At 69.2% G+C, this 22,438-nt stretch carries 23 protein-coding genes; 9 read left to right on the forward strand and 14 right to left on the reverse strand.

The annotated features are described in order from the left end of the window. Positions 1-23: 23 nt before the first annotated feature. From JHD82_RS18565 to JHD82_RS18580, 4 genes are all read left to right on the forward strand, one after another. Positions 24-701 (forward strand): RraA family protein, encoded by a 678-nt coding sequence (locus JHD82_RS18565; RefSeq protein WP_199138029.1) that lies wholly within the window; start codon positions 24-26, stop codon positions 699-701. Continuing rightward, positions 701-1,765 (forward strand): hydroxyacid dehydrogenase, encoded by a 1,065-nt coding sequence (locus tag JHD82_RS18570; RefSeq protein WP_199138031.1) that lies wholly within the window; start codon positions 701-703, stop codon positions 1,763-1,765. Before JHD82_RS18565 ends, JHD82_RS18570 begins: the two co-directional genes overlap by 1 nt. A 65-nt stretch (positions 1,766-1,830) precedes the next feature. Further along, a complete protein-coding gene (locus JHD82_RS18575; protein ID WP_063328435.1) occupies positions 1,831-2,826 on the forward strand; it encodes a tripartite tricarboxylate transporter substrate binding protein in 996 nt (331 codons plus the stop codon). 44 nt (positions 2,827-2,870) lie between these two features. Then, entirely contained in the window at positions 2,871-3,827 is a 957-nt protein-coding gene (locus tag JHD82_RS18580) for a tripartite tricarboxylate transporter substrate binding protein (RefSeq protein WP_034363353.1), read from the forward strand. A gap of 90 nt (positions 3,828-3,917) precedes the next feature. Here the strand turns inward: JHD82_RS18580 and JHD82_RS18585 are convergent, their stop codons facing one another. The 9 genes from JHD82_RS18585 to JHD82_RS18625 all read right to left on the reverse strand — a co-directional run bounded on the left by JHD82_RS18585 (position 3,918) and on the right by JHD82_RS18625 (position 12,668). After that, a complete protein-coding gene (locus JHD82_RS18585) occupies positions 3,918-4,922 on the reverse strand; it encodes a fimbrial protein (RefSeq protein WP_233174792.1) in 1,005 nt (334 codons plus the stop codon). A 272-nt stretch (positions 4,923-5,194) separates the two neighbouring features. After that, positions 5,195-7,093 (reverse strand): family 2A encapsulin nanocompartment cargo protein cysteine desulfurase, encoded by a 1,899-nt coding sequence (locus tag JHD82_RS18590; RefSeq protein WP_199138033.1) that lies wholly within the window; start codon positions 7,091-7,093, stop codon positions 5,195-5,197. Positions 7,094-7,105: 12 nt separating this feature from the next. Next, the gene (locus JHD82_RS18595; RefSeq protein ID WP_013800566.1) at positions 7,106-8,038 is read right to left on the reverse strand and encodes a family 2A encapsulin nanocompartment shell protein; all 933 of its coding nucleotides are present in this window, start codon (positions 8,036-8,038) and stop codon (positions 7,106-7,108) included. 83 nt (positions 8,039-8,121) lie between these two features. Then, positions 8,122-8,394 carry a helix-turn-helix transcriptional regulator gene (locus tag JHD82_RS18600; RefSeq protein ID WP_012207587.1) on the reverse strand — a complete coding sequence of 91 codons (273 nt, stop codon included), beginning with the start codon at positions 8,392-8,394 and terminating at the stop codon, positions 8,122-8,124. Continuing rightward, entirely contained in the window at positions 8,391-9,305 is a 915-nt protein-coding gene (gene epsC / locus JHD82_RS18605; protein WP_012207586.1) for a serine O-acetyltransferase EpsC, read from the reverse strand. The genes JHD82_RS18600 and epsC overlap by 4 nt, the downstream gene beginning before the upstream one ends. A gap of 12 nt (positions 9,306-9,317) precedes the next feature. Beyond that, positions 9,318-9,797, reverse strand: a complete 480-nt coding sequence (locus JHD82_RS18610; RefSeq protein WP_199138035.1) for a rhodanese-like domain-containing protein — start codon at positions 9,795-9,797, stop codon at positions 9,318-9,320. Between the two features lie 149 nt (positions 9,798-9,946). Then, positions 9,947-11,317: an Nramp family divalent metal transporter gene (locus JHD82_RS18615; protein ID WP_199138037.1), complete on the reverse strand. Its 1,371-nt coding sequence runs from the start codon at positions 11,315-11,317 to the stop codon at positions 9,947-9,949. Between the two features lie 45 nt (positions 11,318-11,362). Further along, a complete protein-coding gene (locus tag JHD82_RS18620; protein ID WP_192368338.1) occupies positions 11,363-11,605 on the reverse strand; it encodes a hypothetical protein in 243 nt (80 codons plus the stop codon). Positions 11,606-11,696: 91 nt separating this feature from the next. Beyond that, the gene (locus JHD82_RS18625) at positions 11,697-12,668 is read right to left on the reverse strand and encodes a ferritin-like domain-containing protein (protein ID WP_012207582.1); all 972 of its coding nucleotides are present in this window, start codon (positions 12,666-12,668) and stop codon (positions 11,697-11,699) included. Positions 12,669-12,979: 311 nt separating this feature from the next. On the opposite strand from JHD82_RS18625, the gene JHD82_RS18630 reads away from it, so the two are divergent. Beyond that, positions 12,980-13,543 (forward strand): fasciclin domain-containing protein, encoded by a 564-nt coding sequence (locus tag JHD82_RS18630; RefSeq protein ID WP_012207581.1) that lies wholly within the window; start codon positions 12,980-12,982, stop codon positions 13,541-13,543. Between the two features lie 41 nt (positions 13,544-13,584). Here JHD82_RS18630 and JHD82_RS18635 read toward each other — a convergent pair whose 3' ends face one another. The 4 genes from JHD82_RS18635 to JHD82_RS18650 all read right to left on the reverse strand — a co-directional run bounded on the left by JHD82_RS18635 (position 13,585) and on the right by JHD82_RS18650 (position 16,611). Continuing rightward, on the reverse strand, positions 13,585-14,544 hold the full coding sequence (locus JHD82_RS18635) for a DMT family transporter (RefSeq protein WP_233174793.1): 960 nt from the start codon (positions 14,542-14,544) through the stop codon (positions 13,585-13,587). Positions 14,545-14,557: 13 nt separating this feature from the next. Continuing rightward, positions 14,558-15,178, reverse strand: coding sequence for a GlxA family transcriptional regulator (locus JHD82_RS18640; RefSeq protein WP_013800573.1), 621 nt, complete (start codon positions 15,176-15,178; stop codon positions 14,558-14,560). Between the two features lie 93 nt (positions 15,179-15,271). Next, positions 15,272-16,075: an AraC family transcriptional regulator gene (locus JHD82_RS18645; protein ID WP_199138041.1), complete on the reverse strand. Its 804-nt coding sequence runs from the start codon at positions 16,073-16,075 to the stop codon at positions 15,272-15,274. A gap of 8 nt (positions 16,076-16,083) precedes the next feature. After that, positions 16,084-16,611, reverse strand: a complete 528-nt coding sequence (locus tag JHD82_RS18650; protein WP_012207577.1) for a helix-turn-helix domain-containing protein — start codon at positions 16,609-16,611, stop codon at positions 16,084-16,086. Between the two features lie 160 nt (positions 16,612-16,771). Here JHD82_RS18650 and JHD82_RS18655 point away from each other — a divergent pair, with 160 nt between their 5' ends. The 3 genes from JHD82_RS18655 (at position 16,772) to JHD82_RS18665 (ending at position 18,653) form a co-directional block, all read left to right on the forward strand. Then, positions 16,772-17,578 (forward strand): SDR family oxidoreductase, encoded by an 807-nt coding sequence (locus JHD82_RS18655; RefSeq protein WP_123695739.1) that lies wholly within the window; start codon positions 16,772-16,774, stop codon positions 17,576-17,578. A 64-nt stretch (positions 17,579-17,642) separates the two neighbouring features. After that, entirely contained in the window at positions 17,643-18,059 is a 417-nt protein-coding gene (locus JHD82_RS18660) for a tautomerase family protein (RefSeq protein WP_043824385.1), read from the forward strand. Positions 18,060-18,158: 99 nt separating this feature from the next. Next, a complete protein-coding gene (locus tag JHD82_RS18665) occupies positions 18,159-18,653 on the forward strand; it encodes a GNAT family N-acetyltransferase (protein WP_199138043.1) in 495 nt (164 codons plus the stop codon). Here the strand turns inward: JHD82_RS18665 and JHD82_RS18670 are convergent. Next, a complete protein-coding gene (locus JHD82_RS18670) occupies positions 18,626-19,615 on the reverse strand; it encodes a tripartite tricarboxylate transporter substrate binding protein (protein ID WP_012207573.1) in 990 nt (329 codons plus the stop codon). The two genes, JHD82_RS18665 and JHD82_RS18670, sit on opposite strands and share 28 nt — an antisense overlap. A 234-nt stretch (positions 19,616-19,849) precedes the next feature. Here JHD82_RS18670 and JHD82_RS18675 point away from each other — a divergent pair, with 234 nt between their 5' ends. Then, positions 19,850-22,060, forward strand: coding sequence for a rhodanese-like domain-containing protein (locus tag JHD82_RS18675; RefSeq protein WP_199138045.1), 2,211 nt, complete (start codon positions 19,850-19,852; stop codon positions 22,058-22,060). The last annotated feature ends 378 nt before the right edge of the window (positions 22,061-22,438 follow it).

Raw genomic sequence — 22,438 nt, forward strand, 5'->3', positions numbered from 1 at the left:
CAGACACAGACGGAGACACAGCAGTGAGCAAGATTCCCGGATTCCATATCCACGCCCGGCCCGAGGCCGCCCTTGGCGATGCGCTGCTGCAGCGCTACCGCGGCTTTCCGGTCGCCAATGTCAGCGACGCCATGAGCCGCACCACGGGCACCTCGGCGCTGCGGCCCTTCCATCGCCGCCAGGGGCCGCTGGTGGGCCGTGCGCTGACCGTGCGCACGCGGCCCGGCGACAACCTCATGGTGCACCAGGCCATCGACATCTGCGGCCCCGGCGACGTGATCGTGGTGGACGCGGGCGGCGCCGGGCCCAACGCCATCATTGGCGAGATCATGCTGGCGCTGATGATGGCGCGCGGCGCGGCAGGCATCGTCATCGACGGGCTGATCCGCGACAGCGACACCATCGGCCAGCACGGCCTGCCCGTGTATGCCCGCGGCGTCTCGCACCGTGGCCCCTACAAGGACGGCCCCGGCGAGCTGCACGTGCCCGTGAGCATCGACGGCATGGTCGTCCACCCGGGCGACCTGGTGCTGGGCGACGGCGACGGCCTGCTGGCCGTGCCCGCCGCCGATGCCGCCGCCATTGCCGACCGCGTGGAGGCCATACAGCGCGACGAGGCCGATGTGCTCGCCGCCATTGCCGCAGGCCGCGCCGACCGTTCCTGGGTGGTGCGCACGCTGGCCGCCAAGGGGGTGCTGTGATGGATCGCCGCGTTGTCCGCTTCGACTACTGGCTGGACGCGGCCTTTGACCGCATCGTCTCGGCCGCGCCCGGTGTGCAGCTGCTCACCTGCCGGCGCGAGGGCGATGATGCCGCCGCCTGGCAGGCCCTGGCGGGCGCCCAGGTCTACCAGATCACGGCCGCCAAGGACGAGCTGCCGCGCCACTGGTTCGCCACGGCGGATCTGCTGGCGCGCTGCCCCGATCTGCTGGCGGTATCTTCCAGCGGATCGGGCTGCGACACCGTCGACATCGAGGCCTGCACGCGCGCCGGCGTGGCCGTGATGAACCAGTCGGGCGGCAACGCGGATTCGGTGGCCGAGATGGCCATCGGCCTGATGCTGTCCGTGCTGCGCCGCATCAACGAATCCGACCGCCTGCTGCGCGCCCCGGCCAGGGGCTTCAGCCGGGAAGACGTCATGGGCCACGAGCTGCGCGGCCGCACCCTGGGCCTGGTCGGCGTGGGCGAGGCCGGCAGCCGCGTCGCGGCCCTGGGCCGGGCCTTCGGCATGCAGGTGATCGGCTGCGACCCGGCCTATGACGCAGCCGGCCTGGCGGCGCGCGGGGCCGAGGCCGTCGGTTTCGACGAGCTGCTGCAGCGCGCGGACATCGTCTCCCTGCACTGCCCGCGCGATGCCTCCACGCTGGGGCTCATGGACGCCGCTGCCTTTGCGGCCATGCGGCCGGGCGCCGTTTTCGTGAGCACGGCGCGCGGCGGTATCCATGACGAGGCCGCCCTGCACGCCGCCCTGGCCAGCGGCCACCTGGCCGGCGCCGGGCTCGATGTCTGGGACCAGGAGCCGCCGCCCGCCTCCCATCCGCTGCTGGCCCTGCCCCAGGTGGTGGCCACCTTCCACACCGCCGGTGTCACGCACGAGGCCCGGCGCAACAACGCCGAGCTGGCCGCCACCCAGATCGTGCAACTGCTGGCCAATGGCCAGCGGCCCGCGCGCCTGGTCAATCCCGAGGTCTGGCCGCATGCGCGCGAGCGCATCGCCAGGGCCTTGGACCCGTCCCGTTCCCCGTCCTTTTCCCCATCCCGTTAGCCGCTTCCTTCACCATGACTAAAAAGCCTCTCAGACCACTGCAAGAGGCGACCCAGGAGACAAAGATGACACAGCAAGCAAGGCGCGCATTGTGCGCAGGCCTGGCCGCCGCCTGCATGGCGCTGCCGGCCCTGGCCCAGGCCCAGGCGCAGAGCGAGGCTCCCTATCCCTCGCGCAACATCGAGATGATCGTGGCCTACGGGCCCGGCGGCGGCACCGACCTGGTGGCGCGGCTGCTGGCCCGCCATCTGGAAAAGAAGCTGGGCGGCAGCGTGGTCGTGCTCAACCGCCCCGGCGCGGGCGGCGGCATCGGCTTTGGCGAACTGGCGCGGGCCAAGCCGGATGGCTACACCATCGGCTTCATCAACACGCCCAACGTGCTGACCATCCCCATCGAGCGCAAGAGCAGCTTCCACTGGAGCCAGTACGACCTGCTGGGCAACCTGGTGGACGACCCGGGCGGCTTTGCCATCCACAACAGCAACGCCATCACCACGCTGGCCGGCCTGGCCGCCTACGCCCGGGCCAACCCCGGTGCCGTGACCGTGGGCACCACGGGCACGGGCTCGGACGACCACCTGGCCATGCTGCTGTTCGCCAAGGCCACCGGCACGCAGCTCACCCATGTGCCCTACAAGGGCGCGGGCGAGGTGCGCGCCGCCGCCACGGGCCAGCAGATCACCATCGGCGCCATCAACGTGGGCGAGGTGCTGGCCTACCAGAAGGGCGGCACTCCCATCCGCCTGCTGGGCCAGATGTCGGCCGCGCGCAGCTCGCTGGCGCCGCAGGTGCCTACGTTCAAGGAGCAGGGCATCGATATCGAGCTGGCCTCCCTGCGCGGCCTGGCCGCGCCCAAGGGCTTGCCCGAAGGCGTGCGCAAAAAGCTGGTCGATGCCGTGGCCGCCATCGCGGCCGACCCGCAGTTCAGGCAGCAGGCCGAGGCCATGTACGCGCCGCTGCGCTACCTGGCGCCGCCCGCCTACGCGGCCGAGCTGGAGCGCACCGAGGCCGGCTTTCGCAAGCTCTGGACCGAGATGCCCTGGCAGGACGGCAAGCCCTGAAGGCCATGCCCATGCCAACCTTTGAATTCACAAGGACGACCGCCATGCACTGTCTGCCGCGCCGCAGCCTGGCTGCGCTGGCCCTGTGCGCCCTGGCCCTGCCGGCCCTGGCGCAAGGCCCCATCACCCTCATCGTGGGCTGGCCTGCGGGCGGCCCCTCCGACAACGTGGCGCGGCTGGCGGCCACGCGCATGAGCGAGGCCCTGGGCCAGCCCATCACCATCGACAACCGGGCCGGCGCGGGCGGCAACCTGGGCAGTGACGCGGCGGCCCGCGCAAGGCCCGATGGCAACACCATCATGCTGGCCACCGTGGCCTCGCACGGCCTGAACTCCGCGCTCTACGCCAAGCTCAACCACGACCCGCTCAAGGACTTCGCGCCCATCGGCATGATCACCACCTCGCCCAGCGTGCTGCTGGTGCCCGTGGCCTCGCCGCTGCGCTCGGTCAACGATCTGCTGGAGGCGGCGCGCGCCAGGCCGGGCCAGCTCAACTACGGCTCGGGCGGCGTGGGCTCCAGCCAGCACCTGGCCGGCGCCAGCTTCAAGCAGCTCACGGGCGTGGATGTCACCCACATCCCCTACAAGGGCACGGCCCCGGCCATGACCGACCTGATGGCGGGCCGCGTGGACTTCGTGCTCACCACGGGTGCCATCCCCTTCATCCGCTCAGGCAAGCTGCGCGCCCTGGCCGTGGCCTCGCGCCAGCGCCTGCCGGCCCTGCCCGATGTGCCAACGTTCGAGGAAGCAGGCGTCAAGGGCTTCTACACCGACTCCTGGTACGGGCTGGTTGCCCCGGCCGGCACGCCGCGCGCGGCGCTGGAGCGCCTGAACGGCGCACTGGCCACGGCGCTGCGCAATCCCGAGGTGCAAAAGCAGTTCATCGACCAAGGCTCGCTGCCCGTCAAGCCCATGGGCGTGGACGCGTTCTGGCGCTTCGTGCGCGAGCAGATGCCCGTGGCGGCCGAGCAGGTGCGGGTGTCGGGGGCCAGAGCCGAGTGAGCGCAGCCGGGTGCGGCAGTGCAGGATCGGCGCGGGGGCGACTGCACAGCCGCAATGCAGCCAGCGTGTCACTGGCAGGTCACTGGTAGGTCACTGGTAGTTGAGCGTGAAGGTGGCCCGTCCGTTGGCCAGGCCTGTGGTGACGGAGGGCTGGGTCTGGACATAGCGCGCCGTCAATGGAATCACGTGGTTGCTGGTGTTTGGGGTGATGGTGCCCGCCTGCCACTGGTTGGGATTGCCGAAGTTGGCGGAGTCCTCGCCGTAGCTGATGACCTTGTCGCTGCTGCGGATCTGGATGCCGATGCCGGCAGCCCCTCCGGTCACCGTCAGCACATCGGAGCGGTTGGCGGCATCGTTGGCATCCGTGAGCGTGACGAACGGGCGCAGGGTGGAATTGGCTTCGCCCCCGGTGCAGATCAGTTCCAGATCGAATGACTGGGGCGCGGAGGTAGCGCCTATCCCGTTGAACTGTGACCTGTTGACTCGCTGCAGTTTCACGGCGATGTTGCTCGTCTTCACCCGGCAACTGGCGCCTGTGCGCACCACGGTGCTGCCGGCCGCCATCACGATCCAGCTATTGCAAAGGCTATTGCAGTCAAACCGGGCGGATGCATAGCTGCTGACGCTGAAAGTGCCCGATTGAACGGCGCCTGTCTTGATGAGTTGCATCCATATGGTTTGCTCATGTACATCATCCTTTTGCCATCCCGTGGCTCCTGCATTGTTGGACGTAGTGGTGATGGACATGGTTTTGCCATTGGGGAAATTCCTGGCTTTCCATATGGCACGCCAACGGATTCCTATTCCGCGCAAAGATGTGGAGTAGATATCGCCGTCCAGCGTAGTGGCGTTCATGATTTGGGGCCATATTTCTGAAGATGGCCCCGAAAGCACACTGTAGGAAATTGTGTCGAGGGTGGATTTGACCATGGGCGATTCCCATAGCACTGATCCATTCATGATATTTCCTGCGGGAACGTTGATGCTTTCCGGTAATTGGATGATGGATGCTGCCGGGGTAAACATGCCTCCATAAATGGAGCTTACAGAAAAGCAAAGCGTTGCCGGAATGAGAAAATATCTGATTTTTTTCATATGAATGAAACCGGAAACGATGCAGGAGAGTTTGATGGGCGTGCTCCAAAGTCTATTCCTATGATTGATGAAAATCCATAGGATCATTCTGATATTGGCAATGCTTTTTCATGACTCCAATGCCGTGTTCCGTGCGCTGCTGTTGCGCGGCATTGCCACCGGGTCCGGCCTGCGGCACACCTGGCGCAAGCGGCGCCAACGACGTGGGCGGCCGCCTGGGCACGGCCACCACGGGCGACGCCTTTGCAAGACGCCTGGGCTGAGCCCGTGGCTCAACCCCGCCTGCGCGCCGCCAGCCCCTGCACCACGGCCGCCAGCCGGTCGATTTCCTCGGTGGTGTTGTAGAAGGCCAGCGAGGGCCGCACCGTGGTCTCCACGCCGAAGCGCCGCAGGATGGGCTGGGCGCAGTGGTGGCCGGTGCGCACGGCGATGCCTTCGGCGTTGAGCGCCTCGCCCACCTCGGCCGTGGTCCAGCCCTTGAGCACGAAGGACAGCACGCTGGCCTTGTCGGCGGCCGTGCCGATCAGGCGCAGGCCGGGGATGGGCGCCAGCGCCTGCGTGCCGTACTGCAGCAGATCGTGCTCGTAGCGCGCGATGCGCTCCATGCCCAGGGCCTGCACGTAGTCGATGGCGGCGCCCAGGCCCACGGCGTCGGCAATGTTGCCGGTGCCGGCCTCGAAGGTGTTGGGCAGGGGCTGGTAGACGGTTTTCTCGAAGGTCACGTCGGCGATCATGTTGCCGCCGCCCTGCCAGGGCGGCATGTCCTCCAGCACCTCGCGCCGTCCCCAGACCACGCCGATGCCCGTGGGGCCGAAGACCTTGTGGCCCGAGAACACGAAGAAGTCCGCGCCGATGGCCTGCACGTCCACGGCCATGTGCGAGACCGACTGCGCGCCATCGACCAGAGCCCGGGCGCCCGCCTGGTGGGCCAGCTCCACGATCTGCCGCACGGGCACGACCGTGCCCAGCGCGTTGGAGACCTGGGTGACGGAGACGATCTTGGTGCGCGGGTTCAGCAGCCTGCGGTATTCATCGATGAGCACCTGGCCCGAGTCGTCCACCGGGATCACGCGGATCTTCGCGCCCTTGGCGGCCGCCAGCTGCTGCCAGGGCACGATGTTGGCGTGGTGCTCCAGGTGGGAGACGATGATCTCGTCGCCCTCGCCCACATGCTGCCAGCCCCAGCTCTTGGCCACCAGGTTGATGGCCTCGGTGGTGCCGCGCACGAAGATGACCTCGTTCACGTCGGGCGCGTTGATGAAGCGGCGCACGCGCTCGCGCGCGCCCTCGTAGGCGTCGGTGGCGCGCGCGGCCAGTTCATGGGCTGCGCGGTGGATGTTGGAGTTCTCGTGTTCGTAGAAGTGGCGGATGCGCTCGATCACCGCGCGCGGCTTGTGCGTGGTGGCCGCGTTGTCCAGCCAGGCCAGCGGACGGCCGTTGACGCGCTCTGACAGGATGGGAAAGTCCCGGCGCACGGCATGCACGTCGAAGGGCGCCTGCACGCTGGCCGCTCCATGCCTTGCCCCGTGCGAAGCCTGCTGGCGCTGCAGCGGATGGGCCGGCGTGGTGTAGCCGGCGGGCAGCACCACGGGATCGACAAAGTAAAAGCGCGGCTCGGCCGAAGGCACGGTGGACGCAATGCCGGGCCCTTCGGTGGGCCCGCCGATGCGCGGCACGGCGGGCGCCGCAGGTGCAGCAGGTGCCGTGAACGGGAGCGCGGCCAGCGCATCCAGCGGATCGCCTTGGCGCTGGGGCACGCCCAGCACCTGCGATCCCAGGCGCGGCTCGTAGGCGGGCAGGGCGCTCACGACATGGTCGGGCACGCCGTTGCCGGCCTGGGCATGGGGCAGCAGCGCGGGCGCGCGGTGGGCCAACGAGGCCAGCGGCGCGGGCGAGGCCGGCAGCAGGTTGCTGCCCGGCGCCAGGCCCTGCGGGATGGGCGTGCCCGGCACGCCGGGGCCCAGGCCTGCCGGGCTGGCCAGCGGCGAGCCCGGGGGCGCCACGTTCACGGGTGCCTGCACGCCAGCAGGCAGGCCGGGAAGACCCGCAAGACCCGGCAGGGCAGGAGCCGATCCCGGTGCGGCGGAGAACAGGGCGTTGGCCATGCGCGCCAGCGCCTCGGGGTCGAAGGGCGCCTGGGGCGCCACGGAGGTGATTGCAGACACGGTCAACGCCCGGCCTCTTTACTTGTAGGTGTCGGGATAGTCGTGGTACTTGCCGATCTCGACATCGTCGAGCACGGCCAGCGCGTCGGGCGTGAGCACGGCCAGCGAGCAGTACAGCGAGATCAGGTAGGACGCGATGGCATGGTTGTTGATGCCCATGAAGCGCACCGACAGGCCCGGGCTCTGCTCGCCCGGCAGGCCGGGCTGGTACAGGCCGACCACGCCCTGGCGCTTGTCGCCCACGCGCAGCAGAAGGATCTTGCTCTTGCCATCGGCCACGGGCACCTTGTCCGAGGGGATCAGCGGAATGCCGCGCCAGGTGATGAACTGCGAGCCGAACAGGCTGACCGTGGGCGGCGGCGTGCCGCGGCGCGTGGCCTCGCGGCCGAAGGCGGCAATGGCCAGCGGATGGGTCAGGAAGAAGGCGGGCTCCTTCCAGACCTTGGTCAGCAGCTCGTCCAGGTCGTCGGGCGTGGGCGCGCCGGTCAGCGGGAAGATGCGCTGCTCGTCCGTGACCTGGGCCAGCAGGCCGTAGTCGGGGTTGTTGATCAGCTCGCTTTCCTGGTTCTCCTTGATGGTCTCGATGGTCAGGCGCAGCTGTTCCTTGATCTGGTCATGCGGGCTGCTGTAGAGGTCGGAGATGCGCGTGTGCACATCCAGGATGGTGGAGACGGCGTTGAGGAAGTACTCGCGCGGCTGCTCCTCGTAGTCCACATAGGTGCGCGGCAGCTGGTTGTCTTCCTGCTTGGCCGTGCAGGTGACCTTGATGGCCTCCGGGTTCTTGACGCGGTTGAGGCGGTAGATGCCCGCCTCCACCGGCGACCATTGCAGCAGGTGCGTCAGCCAGCGCGGGCTGATGGTCGAAAGCTGGGGAACGGTTTTGGTTGCGTTGGCCAGTTGCCGCGCGGCGTTGTCGCCTAGCGCGGTCGTGCCGCCCACTGTTGCCGACATGTGCAGACTCCGTGATCAGTTCAGGAAAAAGGGAAGGGGAAGGAGGGAAAACAGGGCCAGTGTCCCGGCCCGCGCACATGTCTTCAACATGCTATAGCCGCCAACCGCAGGCCGCGCACCAGCTGGTCGTGGGCCACGGTTTCGCCGCGCATCACCAGGGCCGAGGGCTGCACGCCCAGCGAGACGGCCAGCTTCTCCACGGTCAGCAGCGAGGCGATGACGCGGCCGCGCTCTATCTCTCCCACGTAGGAACGGTTCAGGTCCGAGTGCTCGGCCAGCCGCTCCTGCGACCAGCCATGGGCCTCGCGCGCCTGGCGCACGGCAATGCCGAAGCTGGTGACAAGACGGGTGCTCATAGGGCCACCTCCCGGGGCTGCTGCGCGTGCTCGCGCGCATGGGCCTGGGTGACATGGGCGCCGGGCGGCACGTCCTCGGTCACCCAGACATTGCCGCCGATGACGGCGCCGCGCCCCAGCGTGACGCGGCCCAGGATGGTGGCGCCCGCGTAGATGACCACGTCGTCCTCCACCACCGGATGGCGCGCCAGGCCCTTGCGCAGGTGGCCGTGCTCATCGGTGGGAAAGCGCTTGGCGCCCAGGGTGACGGCCTGGTACAACCGCACGCGCTCGCCGATCACCGCGGTCTCGCCGATCACCACGCCCGTGCCGTGGTCCATGAAAAAGCCCCGCCCGATCTTCGCGCCCGGGTGGATGTCGATGCCCGTCTGCGCATGCGACAGCTCGGCCACGATGCGCGCCAGCAGCGGCTGCTCCAGCAGGTACAGCTGGTGGGCCAGGCGGTGGTGGATCATGGCCAGCACGCCCGGATAGCACAGCAGCACCTCGTCCACGCTGCGCGCGGCGGGATCGCCGTGGAAGGCGGCCAGCACATCGCTGTCTAGCAGGCGGCGGATCTGGGGCAGGGACTCGGCAAAGGCGCGTGCGATGTCCAGCGCCATGGCATCGGCGCCCGCTGCCGTATGGGGCGCGGACAGCCTCAGCTCCAGCCGTATCTGGCCCAGCAGCGCATGCAGGGCCGAGTCCAGCTGGTGGGCCACGAAGATGTCCTCGCTTTCCTGGCGCAGGTCGTGCGGGCCCAGGCGCATGGGAAACAGGGCTGCCTTGAGCTGGTCGATGAGGGTGGAAAGCGCGTCGCGGGAGGGAAACTCGCGTGCCCCGGGCTCCTGGGTGCGGCCGTGGGCCTCGCGCCATTCGCGGCGCGCCGCATGCAGGTTCTGGGTGAGTCCGGCAATGTCGAAACTGGCCATCTGCGTGCTCCTTCAGTCTTGAATCCAGGGCAGGCCGTGGAAGCGCCAGCCGTCGTTTTTGCCGCGCTGCTGACGCGCGTCGATCTCGCCCTCGAAGCCTTCGAGCACGTTGAACACATGGGCGAATCCGGCCTGGGCGGCCGCCTGGGCCGCCAGCACCGAGCGCTTGCCGCTGCGGCACAGCAGCAGGGCCACGGCCTCCTTGCCGCCGTGCGGGGCCAGGCGCGCTTCCAGCTCGCGGGCAAAGCGCGGGTTGCGCGTCAGCGCCGTGCCCGTGGCCCAGGGCACGTGCAGGGTGTCGGGCACCTGGCCGACGAACTTGCGTTCCTCGGCCGTGCGCACATCGACCAGCACGGCCTGGCCGGCCTGCACCAGCGCCCAGGCCACGGGCGGGTGCACGCCGCCTGCGTGGCCCAGCCCCTGTGCGCGGGCGTGTTCCTGCGCCTCTTCCAGAGCCTGGGGCAAGGCGGTTTCCAAAGTGAGGGCTGTCATGTCGTCGTCCTTGCGGAGAATTCGCGGGTTGGTGGCTATAGGCACCAATCTAAGAACTTCGCGGCAAGCCACCAACGAACAAGAGCGGCGTTTGATAGAAGCAAAACGTCTATGAAGGCGCCGCGTGGCGCCATGCCCGGTTCGGGCGATCAGGCCGTCAGCAGCCGCTGCAGCATCCACAGGTTCAGCGACACCACCATGGCCGCGCAGCCCCACAGCACCGCCGACATCCTGGGGCCAAAGGCCAGCTCGCCCAGCGTCTTGCGCCGCGTGGTGAACAGCAGCAGCGGCACGATGGCAAACGGCAATTGCAGGCTCAGCACCACCTGGCTGAACACCAACAGGGCGCTGGCGCCGGTGCTGCCGTACCAGGCGGTGGCCACCACGGCGGGCACGATGGCAATGCAGCGTGTCAGCAGGGCGCGCAGCGCAGGCGACAGGCGGATCTGCAGGAAGCCTTCCATCACGATCTGCCCGGCCAGCGTGCCCGTGACCGAAGAACTCAGCCCCGAGGCCAGCAGCGCCACGCCGAACACCGCGCTGGCGATGCCCACGCCCAGCAGCGGCGACAGCAGGTGGTAGGCGTCCGACAGCTCGGTCACCGGCGCCTGGCCGGGCCGGTTGAACGCGCCGGCCGCCACCACCAAAATGGCGGCGTTCACGAACAGCGCCAGCCCCAGCGCCACCGTGGAGTCCAGCGTGGCCAGGCGGATGGCCTGGCGCGTGCCCTGGGGCGTGGTGTCATGCCGGCGTGTCTGCACGATGGACGAATGCAGGTACAGGTTGTGCGGCATCACCGTGGCCCCCACGATGCCCACGGCCAGGTACAGCATCTGCGGATTGGCCACGATCTCCATGCCCGGCAGCAGGCCGCGCAGCACGGCCGCCACGGGCGGCTGCAGCCACACCAGCTGGGCGGCAAAGCACAGGCCGATCACGGCCACCAGGGCGATCACCACCGACTCCAGGCAGCGAAAGCCCCGGCTTTGCAGCGCCAGGATCAGCATCACATCCACCACCGTGATGCACACCCCGGCCACCAGCGGCAGGCCGAACAGCAGGTTCAGGCCGATGGCCATGCCCAGCACCTCGGCCAGATTGCAGGCCACGATGGCGATCTCGCAGAAGAACCACAGCACCAGGTTGATGCGCGGGGAAAACTGCGCGCGGCAGGCCTGGGCCAGGTCCCGCCCGCTGGCCAGGCCCAGGCGCACGGCCGCCGCCTGGAACAGCATGGCCATCAGGTTGGAGGCAAAGATCACCGCCAGCAGCGAGTAGCCGAACTGCGAGCCGCCCGCGATGGAGGTGGCCCAGTTGCCCGGGTCCATGTAGCCCACGGCCACCATGTAGCCGGGCCCGGCAAACGCCAGCACGCGGCGCGCGTTGTCCGAGCGGCTGTCGCCGCGCGGCACGGCGATGCTGCGATGCACCTGCGGCAGGCTGGGCGTGCCCGCGTGGCCGTGGTCCGGCTCGATGGCGCCGAAGCGGCCCTGTTCTGCCGCAAGCACGGTGTCGTTCATGGGGGCCTTTCCGCCAGCAGGGGCACGCGGTTGCAGGGGGGATGCCTATCGGGCGGTTGGCACCACGCCGCTGGCGGGCGCAATGGCTGCGGCGGCGGGTGCGGCATCAGTGCCTGCGCCGCGCCACAGCGCCACGAGATCTCCGGTCAAGATGACCGCGCCGGCCAGCAGAATCAGGCTGCCCACGCAGCGGCGCGCCACGGTGGCAGGTTTCAGGCGCCGCGGCGTGCGGGCCGGCGTGTGAGCCGGCGTGCGGGGGGCGGATGAGGAAGGCAGAAGGGACATCATGGCAACTCCTTGGCAGGGGAACGCTTGTCTCGGGCCAGCCCCGGGGGAGCCCGCCTGCCCCGGCCGGCGCGGGGCAGGCGGGCGGTCCGCGTCAGGCGTAGGCGCTGCTCATCACCAGCGAGCCATTCACGCCGGCCGGGAAGAACCCGCCCTTGGTCGCCGTGTCCTTGGTCAGGTACACGATGTTCAGCACGTCGCCCGGCGAGCGGCTGAAAGCGATGCCGTTGGAATCCAGCGGCACGATGTTGGACGTGGTGGCGTCCCCCGTGATGCCCTGGTCCACGTCGGTGGAGCCATCCAGGCTGTCGCGCGCATCCGAGATGGCGCCGGCCGCCGTGCGCAGCGCGGGCGTGGCCAGGCCCTTGGCGTACAGTACCGTGCGCACCAGACCTGCGTGGTAGGCCTCGGCGGCCAGGATGCCGGCGGCTGCCTCCAGATAGGTCTTGTTGGTGATCAGCGGCGATGCGCCCTTGTAGGCGGTGACGCCCACGTCCTCGAAGATGAAGGCCCCCAGCAGGAAGTTCTCGTCACTCGCATAGGGATCGAAGGCCGTGCCCGCCCCCACCAGCCCGGCCGCTCGCGCGGCCACCGAGAAGGCGCCGTTCGGGTCGGTTCCGCCGATGTCGATCTGCGGCTGCGCCACCGCGGCCGAGCCCAGCGCCGCTCGCAGGAAGGCCACGTGGGCGATCTCGTCCTGGGCGATCTCCTTGGCGTACTGCGCCACCACGGGGTCCTTGAAGGCCACCGCACGGCCGCCCGTGATGGCGCCCTGCGTGCCCACGCCCGACTGCAGGTTGGCGGGCAGGCCGGTGCCGAACACCGCGTAGTGATAGAACTGCGACTCCAGATACTCCAGGTTGAGGGCGAAGTTCAGGATCTCCGCATCCGTGGGCCCGTTGGCCTGCGCATTCGCATCGCCTCCGCCGCCGCCGCAGGCGGACAGGATCACCCCGCCCGCCATGCCCACGGCCACGCCGCTGGTCTTGCGGAAGAACTGGCGCCTGTCCTCCAGCTTCTTGGCACGTTTTTGCAAAACCCCGATCAACACTGATTCGTCAGACATGATGGTTCCTCTCGGTTCGCGGCAGGCGCGAACGGTCAACGTGAAGAATGCGCCTCCGGCCGAAAGCACACGGGTGTGGCGAAAGCGCGTTCCACTGAAGAGGTGGCCACCTGCTCCAGGGGAATGGGATGCGTCCCCGCTATCCGGCAGTACGCAGGCCGCGCAGGTCTGGATGTGCCGCAATTGAAAGTGGGTGTAACTTTTTGTGTTTGACGTCGATCGCCGTTTTTTTTGAATCCAGACCCCGCTGCGCTGCGTATCCAGATCAGCCGGAATCGTTCGGCTTGTCATCAACCCGCTAGGAGCATTCCATGATCTCGATTCAAAACACCCGCAAGCTGGCCTCGTTCGGCCTGGCCATCGTGATGTCGGCTGCCTCCGTGGCTGCCATGGCCGATGTGATGGTGGGCGGCGCACCCATGCTGCCGTCCAAGGACATCATCGACAACGCCGTCAACTCCAAGGACCACACCACCCTGGTCGCAGCCGTCAAGGCGGCGGGCCTGGTCGATACGCTCAAGGGCCCGGGTCCGTTCACCGTGTTCGCGCCCACCAATGCCGCCTTCGAGGCCCTGCCCGCAGGCACGGTGGACACCCTGCTCAAGCCCGAGAACAAGGGCACGCTGACCACCGTGCTGACCTACCACGTGGTAGCCGGCAAGTGGGATGCGGCGGCGCTGTCCAAGATGATCAAGGACGGCAAGGGCATGGCCAGCATCAAGACCGTCAGCGGCGGCACGCTGGTGGCCAAGTCCAGCGGCTCCAAGATCATGCTGACCGATGAAAAGGGCGGCACGGCCACGGTGACCATCCCCGACGTCTACCAGTCCAACGGCGTGATCCACGTGATCGACAAGGTGCTGCTGCCCAAGTGAGCGGCACAGGCAGCGAGCGGGCCGGCCACTGACCGCCGTGGTCAGTGGCCGGAGCCTTGCGCCTTCGCCATGCGCCTTGCGGGCGCTCCGTCGGAGGGCGCGCCGCCAGAGGGCGCTCCGCCATAGGTCGATCCCGCATAGATGGCCGCCAGCGTCAGCGCCATGCCGGCCAGCGCCATCGGCGTGGGCCGGGCGGTGAAGAACAGCACGTCGATGGCATAGGTGCCTATGGGCTCGGCCAGCAGGATGAGGCCGGCCAGCGAGGCCTTCACATGCGGCACGGCCGTGCTCACCATGAGCCAGGCCACGCCCTGCACCAGCAGGCCGTACAGCAGCAGCGTGCCGAAATCGGCCGCGCCGGCAATGGCCAGCGATTCGCCCTCCAGCCACGCGGCCGCCAGCAGGCAGGGCGCGGCGGCGGCGCACAGCACGGCCATGTTGACGGCCGGATGCGTGGCGTGCGGCGGGGTCTGCCCCTTCTTGATGAAGACCACGCACAGCGCATAGGCCGCAGCCGATGCCAGGCCCAGGGCCACGCCCAGCCAGTGCTCGGATGCCGAATCCGGGCCTGCGGCCACGGGCAGGCCCGCACCCGACACCATGAGGATGCCGGTGGCCGCCAGCACCAGCGCCACGAAGTAGACGACCGTGATCCGCTCGCGGAACACCGCCCAGGCCAGCCCCGCCAGAAAGAACGACTGGCAGTTGGTCAGGATGGCGCCCAGGCCCGGCCCCACCATGCGTATGCTCTTGTGCCACCAGTACAGGTCCAGCGCCAGCGCGGCGCCGGCCAGGCAGGCGTACAGCAGGGCCTGGCGCGTCATGCGCCAGCGCAGGCCCCGCCACAGGGCAAAGCCGGCCAGCCCCAGGCCGCCCAGCAGCATGCGGTAAAAGCCCATGGCGCTGGTGCCCATGCTGCTGAAAGCCACGGCCACGCCGGACAGGCTCAGGATCAGCCCGCCCACGGCCAGCAGCGCCAGGTAGCTTGTCTTTCCGTTCATGCGCATGGCCCCGTCACGCTTGCCGGTCGGCGGCATCGCGCCGCCGGTATTCGAGCTGGCGCGCCGTCTCGGCCGCGATCTCCGCGCCCAGCAGGCGCTCCACCAGGTGCAGGGCCATGTCGATGCCCGCCGCAAAACCGCCCGAGGTGACGATGGCGCCCTCATCGATCCACAGCCTGTCGGCGCTCACGCGGGCGGCCGGCGCAATGGCGCGCAGGTCTTCCGTGTCCTCGAAGTGCGTGGTGGCCTCGCGCTGGTCCAGGAGCCCTGCCCGCCCCAGCAGGAAGGAGCCCACGCAGACGGAGCCCGTCACCTCGCTGCTGCCGGCCACCTGCCGCAGCCAGGCGGCGACCTCGGGTGCGGCCAGTTCGGCCTGCAGGGCGCCGCCGGCCACGATCACCAGGTCCAGCGGGGGATGGTCCTGCAGGCTGGCCTGTGCCTGGATGCCCACGCCTTCGCGCGTGCGCACGGCGGCGCCGCTGCGGCTGATCACCACGGGCTGAAACGGGGGCGAGGCCGCCAGCCCGCGCCGCACGGCCACGCGCGCGGCCACGTCGAATACCTGCAGCGGCCCTGCAAACTCCAGCAGCACCACGCCATCAAAGACGAAAAATCCAACGGTCCGGGTCTTCATCCACCACTCCTGTCTGTCGAGGAGTGGCAGCTTAGGCAGGCCGCAGCGCGCGGTCTTGGACGGAATTGATCAGGCCGTGCCGCTCAAGGCCGCTCAGGGCCGCATGGCCTGGCGGTACTGCGAAGGCGCCACGCCATGCGCGCGGCGGAACCAGTTGGAGAAATGGCTCTGGTCGTAGAAGCCCAGCGACAGTGCCACCTCGCTCAGCGCCAGCGTGCCGCGCAGCAGGCCGCGGGCGCTTTCGGCGCGGCGGGCCTGGTGGTAGGCATGGGGCGTGATGCCGTAGCGGCGGCTGAAGCTGCGGATGGCGTGCTCGGGACTGAGCCCGCAGACGGCGGCCAGCCGCGCGGCGCCCAGCTCCTGGTCCGCATGGGCGTCGATGAACTCGCGCAGCAGCGCCGCGCTGGCGCCATCGGGCGCATGCGGCCGGCCGGAGCTGTGCACCACGCGGCGCAGCAGCGCCAGCAGGGCCTCGTCGGCGGCCAGGCCGTCCTGCGGGCCTTGCAGCAACTGCCGGGCGCAGGCCCGGGTCTGCGGGTCGCGCAGGCTGACGGCGTCGAACCAGCCATCGCGCACGCCCAGCAGCGCGTGCATGCGGGCGGGCTCGACATGCAGCATGTCGTAGGTCCAGCCCTGCTCGCCGCCCGGGCGCCCGTCGTGGATCTCGCCGGCGTTGAACAGCGCGATATCGCCACCCGTGAACTCGCGCTCGGCGCCCCGGCTCCAGCACAGCTCGCGCCCGCCGTGGATGACGGCAATGCCCATGGTGTCGTGGAAGTGGCGCGGATAGCGGTGCTGCACGGCATGGCCGCTGAGAATCTCCACGCCGCCCAGCGCGCAGTGGCGGCGGTAGGTCAGGGCGCGCTGCGGGCGCTTGCCGGGTAGGGGCGCGGCCATGGCCGGTCTCAATCCGCGCCGGGGGCCGCTGCCGGCGTCCTGGCCTGCGCGGCCAGCTTGGACAGCCGCCAGCGCGTCAGGTCGTCCGCGCCGGGGCCGGCCTCCACGCGCAGCTCGGAAAAGGGCACGCTCTGGCCCGATTCCTCCTCCACCAGCGCCAGCCGCAGGGGCGTGCCCGATTGCGCGCGCACAAAGCGCATGGGCGGCTGGGCCTGCTGCTGCAGGCGCCACCGGTCGCCGACCTGGGCCAGCGCCTGGATCACCAGGGACAGGTCGCGGCCCTTGGGCGTGAGCAGGTACTCGTAGCGGTCCGGGCCGCTTTGGTAGAGGCGGCGCTCGACCAGGCCGGTCTGCTCCAGCTGGCGCAGGCGGTCGGTCAGCGTGGCATTGGTGATGTCCGTGGACTTTCTCAGGTCGTCATAGCGGCTCAGGCCCAGCATCAGGTCGCGCAGCACCAGCATGGCCCAGCGGTCGCCTACGGCCTCCAGCGCGGTGGCGATCGAGCAGGCCATGCCCTCGAAGCTCTTGGATCGCATGGGGTTTCCCTTGTGTGTTCGCGGTTGTCGCAGGCCTGGAGTGTCTCAGCAAAACGCAAGCCCGGCCCGCAAAGGTGGATTGCGCGCTTGTAACTCTAATAATTGGAGTTTATATTTGGAGCCACTATCAACCACGGCTTTTCAAGCAAGGACTTCCTTCATGAGCACGCATCAAGGCACCGCCATCGTCACTGGCGCCTCATCCGGCATTGGCGCCGTCTACGCAGACCGCCTGGCCGCCAGGGGCCATTCCCTGATCCTGGTGGCCCGCCGCGAGGACCGGCTGCAGGCGCTGGCGCAGCGCCTGCGCAGCGCGCATGGCCGCGAGGTGGAGGTAGTGGCCGCCGACCTTGCTGACGCCGCCGGCCTGCAGCGCGTGGCGGCGCTGCTGTCGGGTGAGCGTGACATCCGCATGCTGGTGAACTGCGCCGGCCTGGGCGCCCTGGGCCCGGCCGCCCAGGTGGATGCAGGCGAGGTCGATCGCATGGTCATGGTCAACATCCATGCGCTGACGCGGCTGTCGCTGGCGGCGGCGCGGCTGTTCGCCACGCGCGGCCGGGGCACGCTGATCAACATCGGCTCCATCCTGGCCGTGATGCCGGTGCCGGGCGCCTCCAGCTACGGCGCCTCCAAGGCCTATGTGCTGAACTTCACGCGCTCGCTGCAGGCCGAGCTCGCTTCCAGCGGCGTCATGGTGCAGGCGGTGATGCCCAGCCTGGTGCACTCCGAATTCTTCGGCGGCAAGCCCGCGCCGTTTCCCGAGCATCTGTTCATGTCGCCCGAGTCCTTGGTGGATACGGCCCTGGTCGCACTCGACCAGGGCGAGGCCATCTGCTTTCCCACGCTGGGTAGCACGACCGCCTGGCTGGACTTTGACCAATCGCGCGCCAATCTCGTCAAGGCGCTGACGCTCAGCGGCGTGCCGGCAGCGCGCTACCAGGGCGCGGATGCAGGCCAGCCCGCCTGACGGCCCGCCGTGTCGCCAGCCCGGATTTCCCGAAACCTCCTCTTTTTTGCACCCGGAGAAAACCATGCCCCTGTGGAAGATCTACCACCCCGAAAACGCCTTCAGCGATGAAGACAAACAGGCCATCGCCCAGCGCATCACGGCCGTCTACGGCGACCTGCCGCGCTTTTACGTGGGCGTGGTGTTCGAGGCCGTCGCCCGCACTTCGTTCTTCATCGGCGGCGAGCCTGCGGATGATTTCGTGCGCATCTCCGTGGACCACATCGCGCGGCAGATACGCGACGAGGAGACCAAGACACGGTTCCTGGAAGGCGTGCGGCGGCAACTGTCTCCCTTCATTGCCGACCGTGGCCTGCGCTGGGAGATGCATGTGGACGAGACGCCCTTCAGCCTGTGGAGCATCCAGGGCCTGCGCCCGCCCGTGCCAGGCACGCCCGAGGGGGAGAAATGGCGCCTGGACAATCGGCCTGCCGCCTACTGAGAGGCTTGCGGGGGAGGGACCGGGGACAGGCCCCGTGGCCTTTCCACCTCCGGCCCTTGCACCTCCGGCCCTTGCACCTCCGGCCCTTGAACCTTTCCCATGCACATTCGTCCCGCACACATCGAAGACGCCGAAGAGATCAGCGCGCTGGTCTCCAGCGTGTCGCACCTCTTCACCCTGGACTCCGGCAGCCAGGGCGCGCAGGAATTCCTGAAGGCCCTGGGGCCGCAGGCGTTCCAGGCCTACCTGCAGGACCCCCGCTACCTCTTCATCGTTGCCAGGCAGGGCGATGCCCTGGCAGGCATGGCGGCCCTGCGTGACGGGCGCCATCTGTTTCATCTGTTCGTTGGCCTGCCGTTCCAGCGGCAGGGACTGGCCAGGCGGCTGTGGCAGGCGCTGCAGCCTGCCATCCACCCGGACGCCGGCAGCGTCACCGTCAACTCCACGCCGTTTGCCGTACCCGCCTACGAAAGGCTGGGTTTTCGGGCCACCAGCGCGCCCCTGGAGAAGAATGGCGTGGCCTTCGTACCCATGCAGATCGCCGTGGCCGCAACCGTGGGCCAGCCTCAGCGCAGCGACAGCCCCGCCGACTGAATCGCCCGGGCGTAGCGCGGGCGCTCGCTTTGCAGGCTCTGGCCCAGGTCGGCCGGTGAGCCGCCCGCCACCTTGAAGCCCATGTGCTCCAGCTGGGCGCGCACATCGGGGGCCTGCAGCACGGTCTGCAGGTCGCGGTTGATCTTGGCGACGATGGGCGCGGGCGTGCCGGCCGGCGCGAAGTAGCCCTGCCAGCTTTCCACCGAGAAGCCGGGCACGCCGGCCTCGGCCATGGTGGGTACCTGGGGCAGGGCGTCGGAGCGGTAGGGCGTGGTCACGGCCAGGGCGCGCAGCTTGCCGGCGCGCACGTACTCGGTCACGGCGGCCAGCGTGATCAGCGTGGCGTCGGTATGGCCGCCCAGCACGTCCAGCGAGGCGGGACCACCGCCCGGGTAGGGGATGTAGTTGACCTTGGCGCCCGTCTCCTGCGTGAGGATTTCATGCGCCACATGGGCAATGCCGCCATTGCCGGGCAGGCCCAGGCTGATGCTTTGCGGCTTGGCCTTGGCGCGGGCCAGGTAGTCGCCCAGCGTGTTCAGGCCCGTGGCGGGGTTGACCACCAGCACCTGCGGATTGACCACGGCCTTGATGATGGGCGTGAAGGCCTTTTGCGTGTCGTAGGGCAACTGGGCGAACAGCAGGCCGTTGAGCGTGAGGCCCTCGCCCTGCTGCAGCAGGGTGTAGCCGTCGGGCGCGGCCTTGGCCACCTTGGCCGCGCCGATGGTGCCGCTGGCCCCGGCCACGTTCTCCACCACCACCGACTGGCCCCACAGCGCGGCCAGCTTGTCGGCCAGCGTGCGCGTGAGCTTGTCGGCGCTGCCCCCGGGCGCCACGGGCACGATGATGCGCACCGGCTTGTTCGGAAAGCTGTCGGCCGAGGCCAGGGCCGCAGGCGCGTGCAGGGCCAGGGCGGAGAACAGGGGAAGCAGCAGTGCGCGCAGCGCAGACGGGGTGCGGATCATGGGAGTGCCGGAGTGCAGAGAGTCGATGCCCGCAGTCTGGGAGGCTCCTGGCGCGGCGTGAACTAAGCATTGCGGCTATGCATATGCGGCTGCCGCACAACGTGCGTCACGCTTGCGCCACGCATGCGCGCGCAGTGCCCAAAGCTCATATCCATATCTGCAATGCGTCGTTGGCGCCGGGGCGGGAGAGGCCTAACTTCGTGTCCTCCCGCGAACGTCCTCCCAGGCACTCCCATGACACAGACCCATCTCTCCATCGACTTCAGCGGCAGCGACGTGGCCAGCCGCCGCGCAGCCGCCATCACCGGCTTCATCGCCACGGCCCGGCGCCTGCTCCCCGATCCCGAGCGGGCCACGCCCGAGCAACTGCAGGCCGTGGCCCGCGAGCTGGAGGCGCTGGGCCTGCAGCGCGAACTGTTCCCGCATGCGCACTTCCCCGTCTCGGCCAGCAACCCGGCCCAGGTCTACCGCCTCAGCGAAGACCTGGGCGGGCGCTATGCGCTGTACCTGTCCACCGGCCTGCCGGGCAAGTCCCAGCCGCCGCATGACCACACCACCTGGGCCATCATCGCGGGCGTCGAAGGCGTGGAGCGCAACGTGTTCTTCACACGCGGCAAGACCGACGACCCGCTGCGCGACACCCTGGCGGTGGGGCGCAGCGTCGATGTGGGCAGCGGAACCTCGGTGGTGCTCACGCCCACCGATGTGCACACCATCGAGCTGATCGGCGAGGAACCCGGCCTGCACCTGCACTTCTACGGGCGCGGCCTGGAGCGCATGCCCGAGCGCGTGGTCTTCGAGGGCCTGGAGGGCGGCACGTTCCGCACCTTCGGCCCGCCCAAGTCGATTCGCCATGCGCTGGTCACGCCCGCCGCGCTGCGGCAGGCCCTGGCCGACGGCGAGGAAATCGCCGTGCTCGACGTGCGCGAGGCCGGTGTCTTCGCGCACCGCCACATCCTGTTCGCGGCGCCCGCCCCGGCCTGGCGGCTTGAGCAGCTCATCGACCGCCTGGTGCCGCGCCGGGGCACGCGCATCGTGCTGGTGGATGGCGACGGCACGCTGGCCCATGAAGCCGCCGCCAAGCTCGTGCGCCTGGGCTGGCCCAATGTCTCCGTGCTGGAAGGCGGCACCGAAGGCTGGGCGGCCGAGGGGCTGGAAATCTTCAGCGGCACCAACGTGCCCAGCAAGGCCTTCGGCGAAGTCATCGAGCATGAAAAGCACACGCCCTGGATCACCTCGGACGAGCTGGGCGCGCGCGTGCAGCGCGGCGACAACATCGTCGTCGTCGACAGCCGCACGCCCGAGGAATTCGCGGCCTTCAGCCTGCCCTTTGCCCTGAGCGTGCCGGGGGCCGAACTGGTCTACCGCATCGGCGAAATCGCCCCGGACCCGCAAACCCTGGTCGTCGTCAACTGTGCGGGCCGCACGCGCTCCATCGTGGGCGCGCAGACCCTGATCGACGCCGGCATCCCCAACCAGGTCGTCTCGCTGCGCAACGGCACCATGGACTGGCTGCTCACCGGCCGCAGGCTGGCCCATGGCCGCCGTACCCCGCTGCCCGAGCCCGGCGCCGTCGCCCTGGCCACGGCACGCGAACGCGCAGCCAGCGTGGCACAGCGCGCGGGCGTGCAATCCATTGATGCGGCCGAACTGGCCCGCTTCGAGTCCGAAGCCACCGAACGCACGCTCTACCGCTTCGACGTGCGCACCCGCGAGGAATACCAGGCCGGCCACCTGCCCGGCTGGCGCTGGGCGCCGGGCGGCCAACTCGTGCAGGCCACCGACGAATACGCGGCCACGCGCGGCGCACGCATCGTGCTGGCCGACTGGGACGGCGTGCGCGCCCTCACCACCGGCGCCTGGCTGGCCCAGCTGGGCTGGGAAGTCTTCACCTACGTTCCGCCCGCGCTGGCCACCCTGGAGGTCGGCGCCGAACCCGTGCGCGTGCTCGCCTCCCACGCACCCGCGCCCCAGCTGTCCGTGCAGCAGGCGCAGGAACTGCTGGGCGAAGGCCGGGCCATCGTCTTCGACGTGGACAGCCGGCCCGCCTTCGAGAAGCAGCACATCGCCGGTGCGCGCTTTGCCGTGCCTGACCGTCTGCCCTCCTTCGTGCAGGCCCTGCCGCCGGCCCAGGTCGTGGTGCTCACCTCGCCGGACGGCGTGCTGGCGCGCAGCGTGGCGGCCGAACTGGCGGCGCGCACGGGGCGCGATGTGCGCTCCGTCGTTGGCGGCACTTCTGCCTGGGCTGCTGCCGGGCTGCCGCTGGGGCAGGGGGATGCGGATGTGCTGACGGGGGATGATGACCAGTGGTACAGCCCTTATGGGCATCGGGATCTGGGGTTGAGGGATGCGGGGTTTCGGGCTTATCTGGATTGGGAGCTTGGGTTGGTTGAGCAGTTGGAGCGGGATGGTTCTGCTGGGATTCGGCTGCTGGCTGCTGTTTGAGTCTGGCTGTTGGTCTGCTTTTTGCCCCTGCCGGGTGGTTGTTTTTCGGGGCCGGGTTTCGGCCCGGCGGCCGACCTACTTTCTTATCGCGCGATAAGAAAGTAGGCAAAGAAGCGCGCCCCGCACTGCCCACGACCCTTCGCTTCGCTGCGGGCGACCTGCGTTGGGCGGGATGCGGGGTGCGCCGTGAAACTCGTTGCGCGCTGCGCGCTTCACTCAAACATCACGGCGAGCTAGACAACGAAGCAAGCCTGTCCTTCGGCAGGCTTGCCACCCCGCATCTGTCTCTTATACACATCTGACGCTGCCGACGAAATGCGAACAGTGTGGGTCTCGGGGGGGGCGGGGGCGGGAGGGGGGGGGGGGGGGGGGGGGGGG

It is taken from the genome of Delftia sp. ASV31 (assembly GCF_016428765.1).
In the GTDB taxonomy this organism is placed as follows: domain Bacteria; phylum Pseudomonadota; class Gammaproteobacteria; order Burkholderiales; family Burkholderiaceae_C; genus Comamonas; species Comamonas acidovorans.

Bases quoted from the DNA above. Each gene is read 5' to 3' on its own strand.
- JHD82_RS18655 (WP_123695739.1), top strand. From the start codon at position 16,772: ATGAGCACGCATCAAGGCACCGCCATCGTCACTGGCGCCTCATCCGGC.
- JHD82_RS18630 (WP_012207581.1), top strand. From the start codon at position 12,980: ATGATCTCGATTCAAAACACCCGCAAGCTGGCCTCGTTCGGCCTGGCC.
- JHD82_RS18625 (WP_012207582.1), bottom strand. From the start codon at position 12,668: ATGTCTGACGAATCAGTGTTGATCGGGGTTTTGCAAAAACGTGCCAAG.
- JHD82_RS18620 (WP_192368338.1), bottom strand. From the start codon at position 11,605: ATGATGTCCCTTCTGCCTTCCTCATCCGCCCCCCGCACGCCGGCTCAC.
- JHD82_RS18580 (WP_034363353.1), top strand. From the start codon at position 2,871: ATGCACTGTCTGCCGCGCCGCAGCCTGGCTGCGCTGGCCCTGTGCGCC.
- JHD82_RS18670 (WP_012207573.1), bottom strand. From the start codon at position 19,615: ATGATCCGCACCCCGTCTGCGCTGCGCGCACTGCTGCTTCCCCTGTTC.
- JHD82_RS18585 (WP_233174792.1), bottom strand. From the start codon at position 4,922: ATGAAAAAAATCAGATATTTTCTCATTCCGGCAACGCTTTGCTTTTCT.
- JHD82_RS18635 (WP_233174793.1), bottom strand. From the start codon at position 14,544: ATGAACGGAAAGACAAGCTACCTGGCGCTGCTGGCCGTGGGCGGGCTG.
- JHD82_RS18660 (WP_043824385.1), top strand. From the start codon at position 17,643: ATGCCCCTGTGGAAGATCTACCACCCCGAAAACGCCTTCAGCGATGAA.
- JHD82_RS18675 (WP_199138045.1), top strand. From the start codon at position 19,850: ATGACACAGACCCATCTCTCCATCGACTTCAGCGGCAGCGACGTGGCC.
- JHD82_RS18665 (WP_199138043.1), top strand. From the start codon at position 18,159: ATGCACATTCGTCCCGCACACATCGAAGACGCCGAAGAGATCAGCGCG.
- JHD82_RS18600 (WP_012207587.1), bottom strand. From the start codon at position 8,394: ATGAGCACCCGTCTTGTCACCAGCTTCGGCATTGCCGTGCGCCAGGCG.
- epsC (WP_012207586.1), bottom strand. From the start codon at position 9,305: ATGGCCAGTTTCGACATTGCCGGACTCACCCAGAACCTGCATGCGGCG.
- JHD82_RS18650 (WP_012207577.1), bottom strand. From the start codon at position 16,611: ATGCGATCCAAGAGCTTCGAGGGCATGGCCTGCTCGATCGCCACCGCG.
- JHD82_RS18615 (WP_199138037.1), bottom strand. From the start codon at position 11,317: ATGAACGACACCGTGCTTGCGGCAGAACAGGGCCGCTTCGGCGCCATC.
- JHD82_RS18610 (WP_199138035.1), bottom strand. From the start codon at position 9,797: ATGACAGCCCTCACTTTGGAAACCGCCTTGCCCCAGGCTCTGGAAGAG.
- JHD82_RS18575 (WP_063328435.1), top strand. From the start codon at position 1,831: ATGACACAGCAAGCAAGGCGCGCATTGTGCGCAGGCCTGGCCGCCGCC.
- JHD82_RS18570 (WP_199138031.1), top strand. From the start codon at position 701: ATGGATCGCCGCGTTGTCCGCTTCGACTACTGGCTGGACGCGGCCTTT.
- JHD82_RS18640 (WP_013800573.1), bottom strand. From the start codon at position 15,178: ATGAAGACCCGGACCGTTGGATTTTTCGTCTTTGATGGCGTGGTGCTG.
- JHD82_RS18645 (WP_199138041.1), bottom strand. From the start codon at position 16,075: ATGGCCGCGCCCCTACCCGGCAAGCGCCCGCAGCGCGCCCTGACCTAC.
- JHD82_RS18595 (WP_013800566.1), bottom strand. From the start codon at position 8,038: ATGTCGGCAACAGTGGGCGGCACGACCGCGCTAGGCGACAACGCCGCG.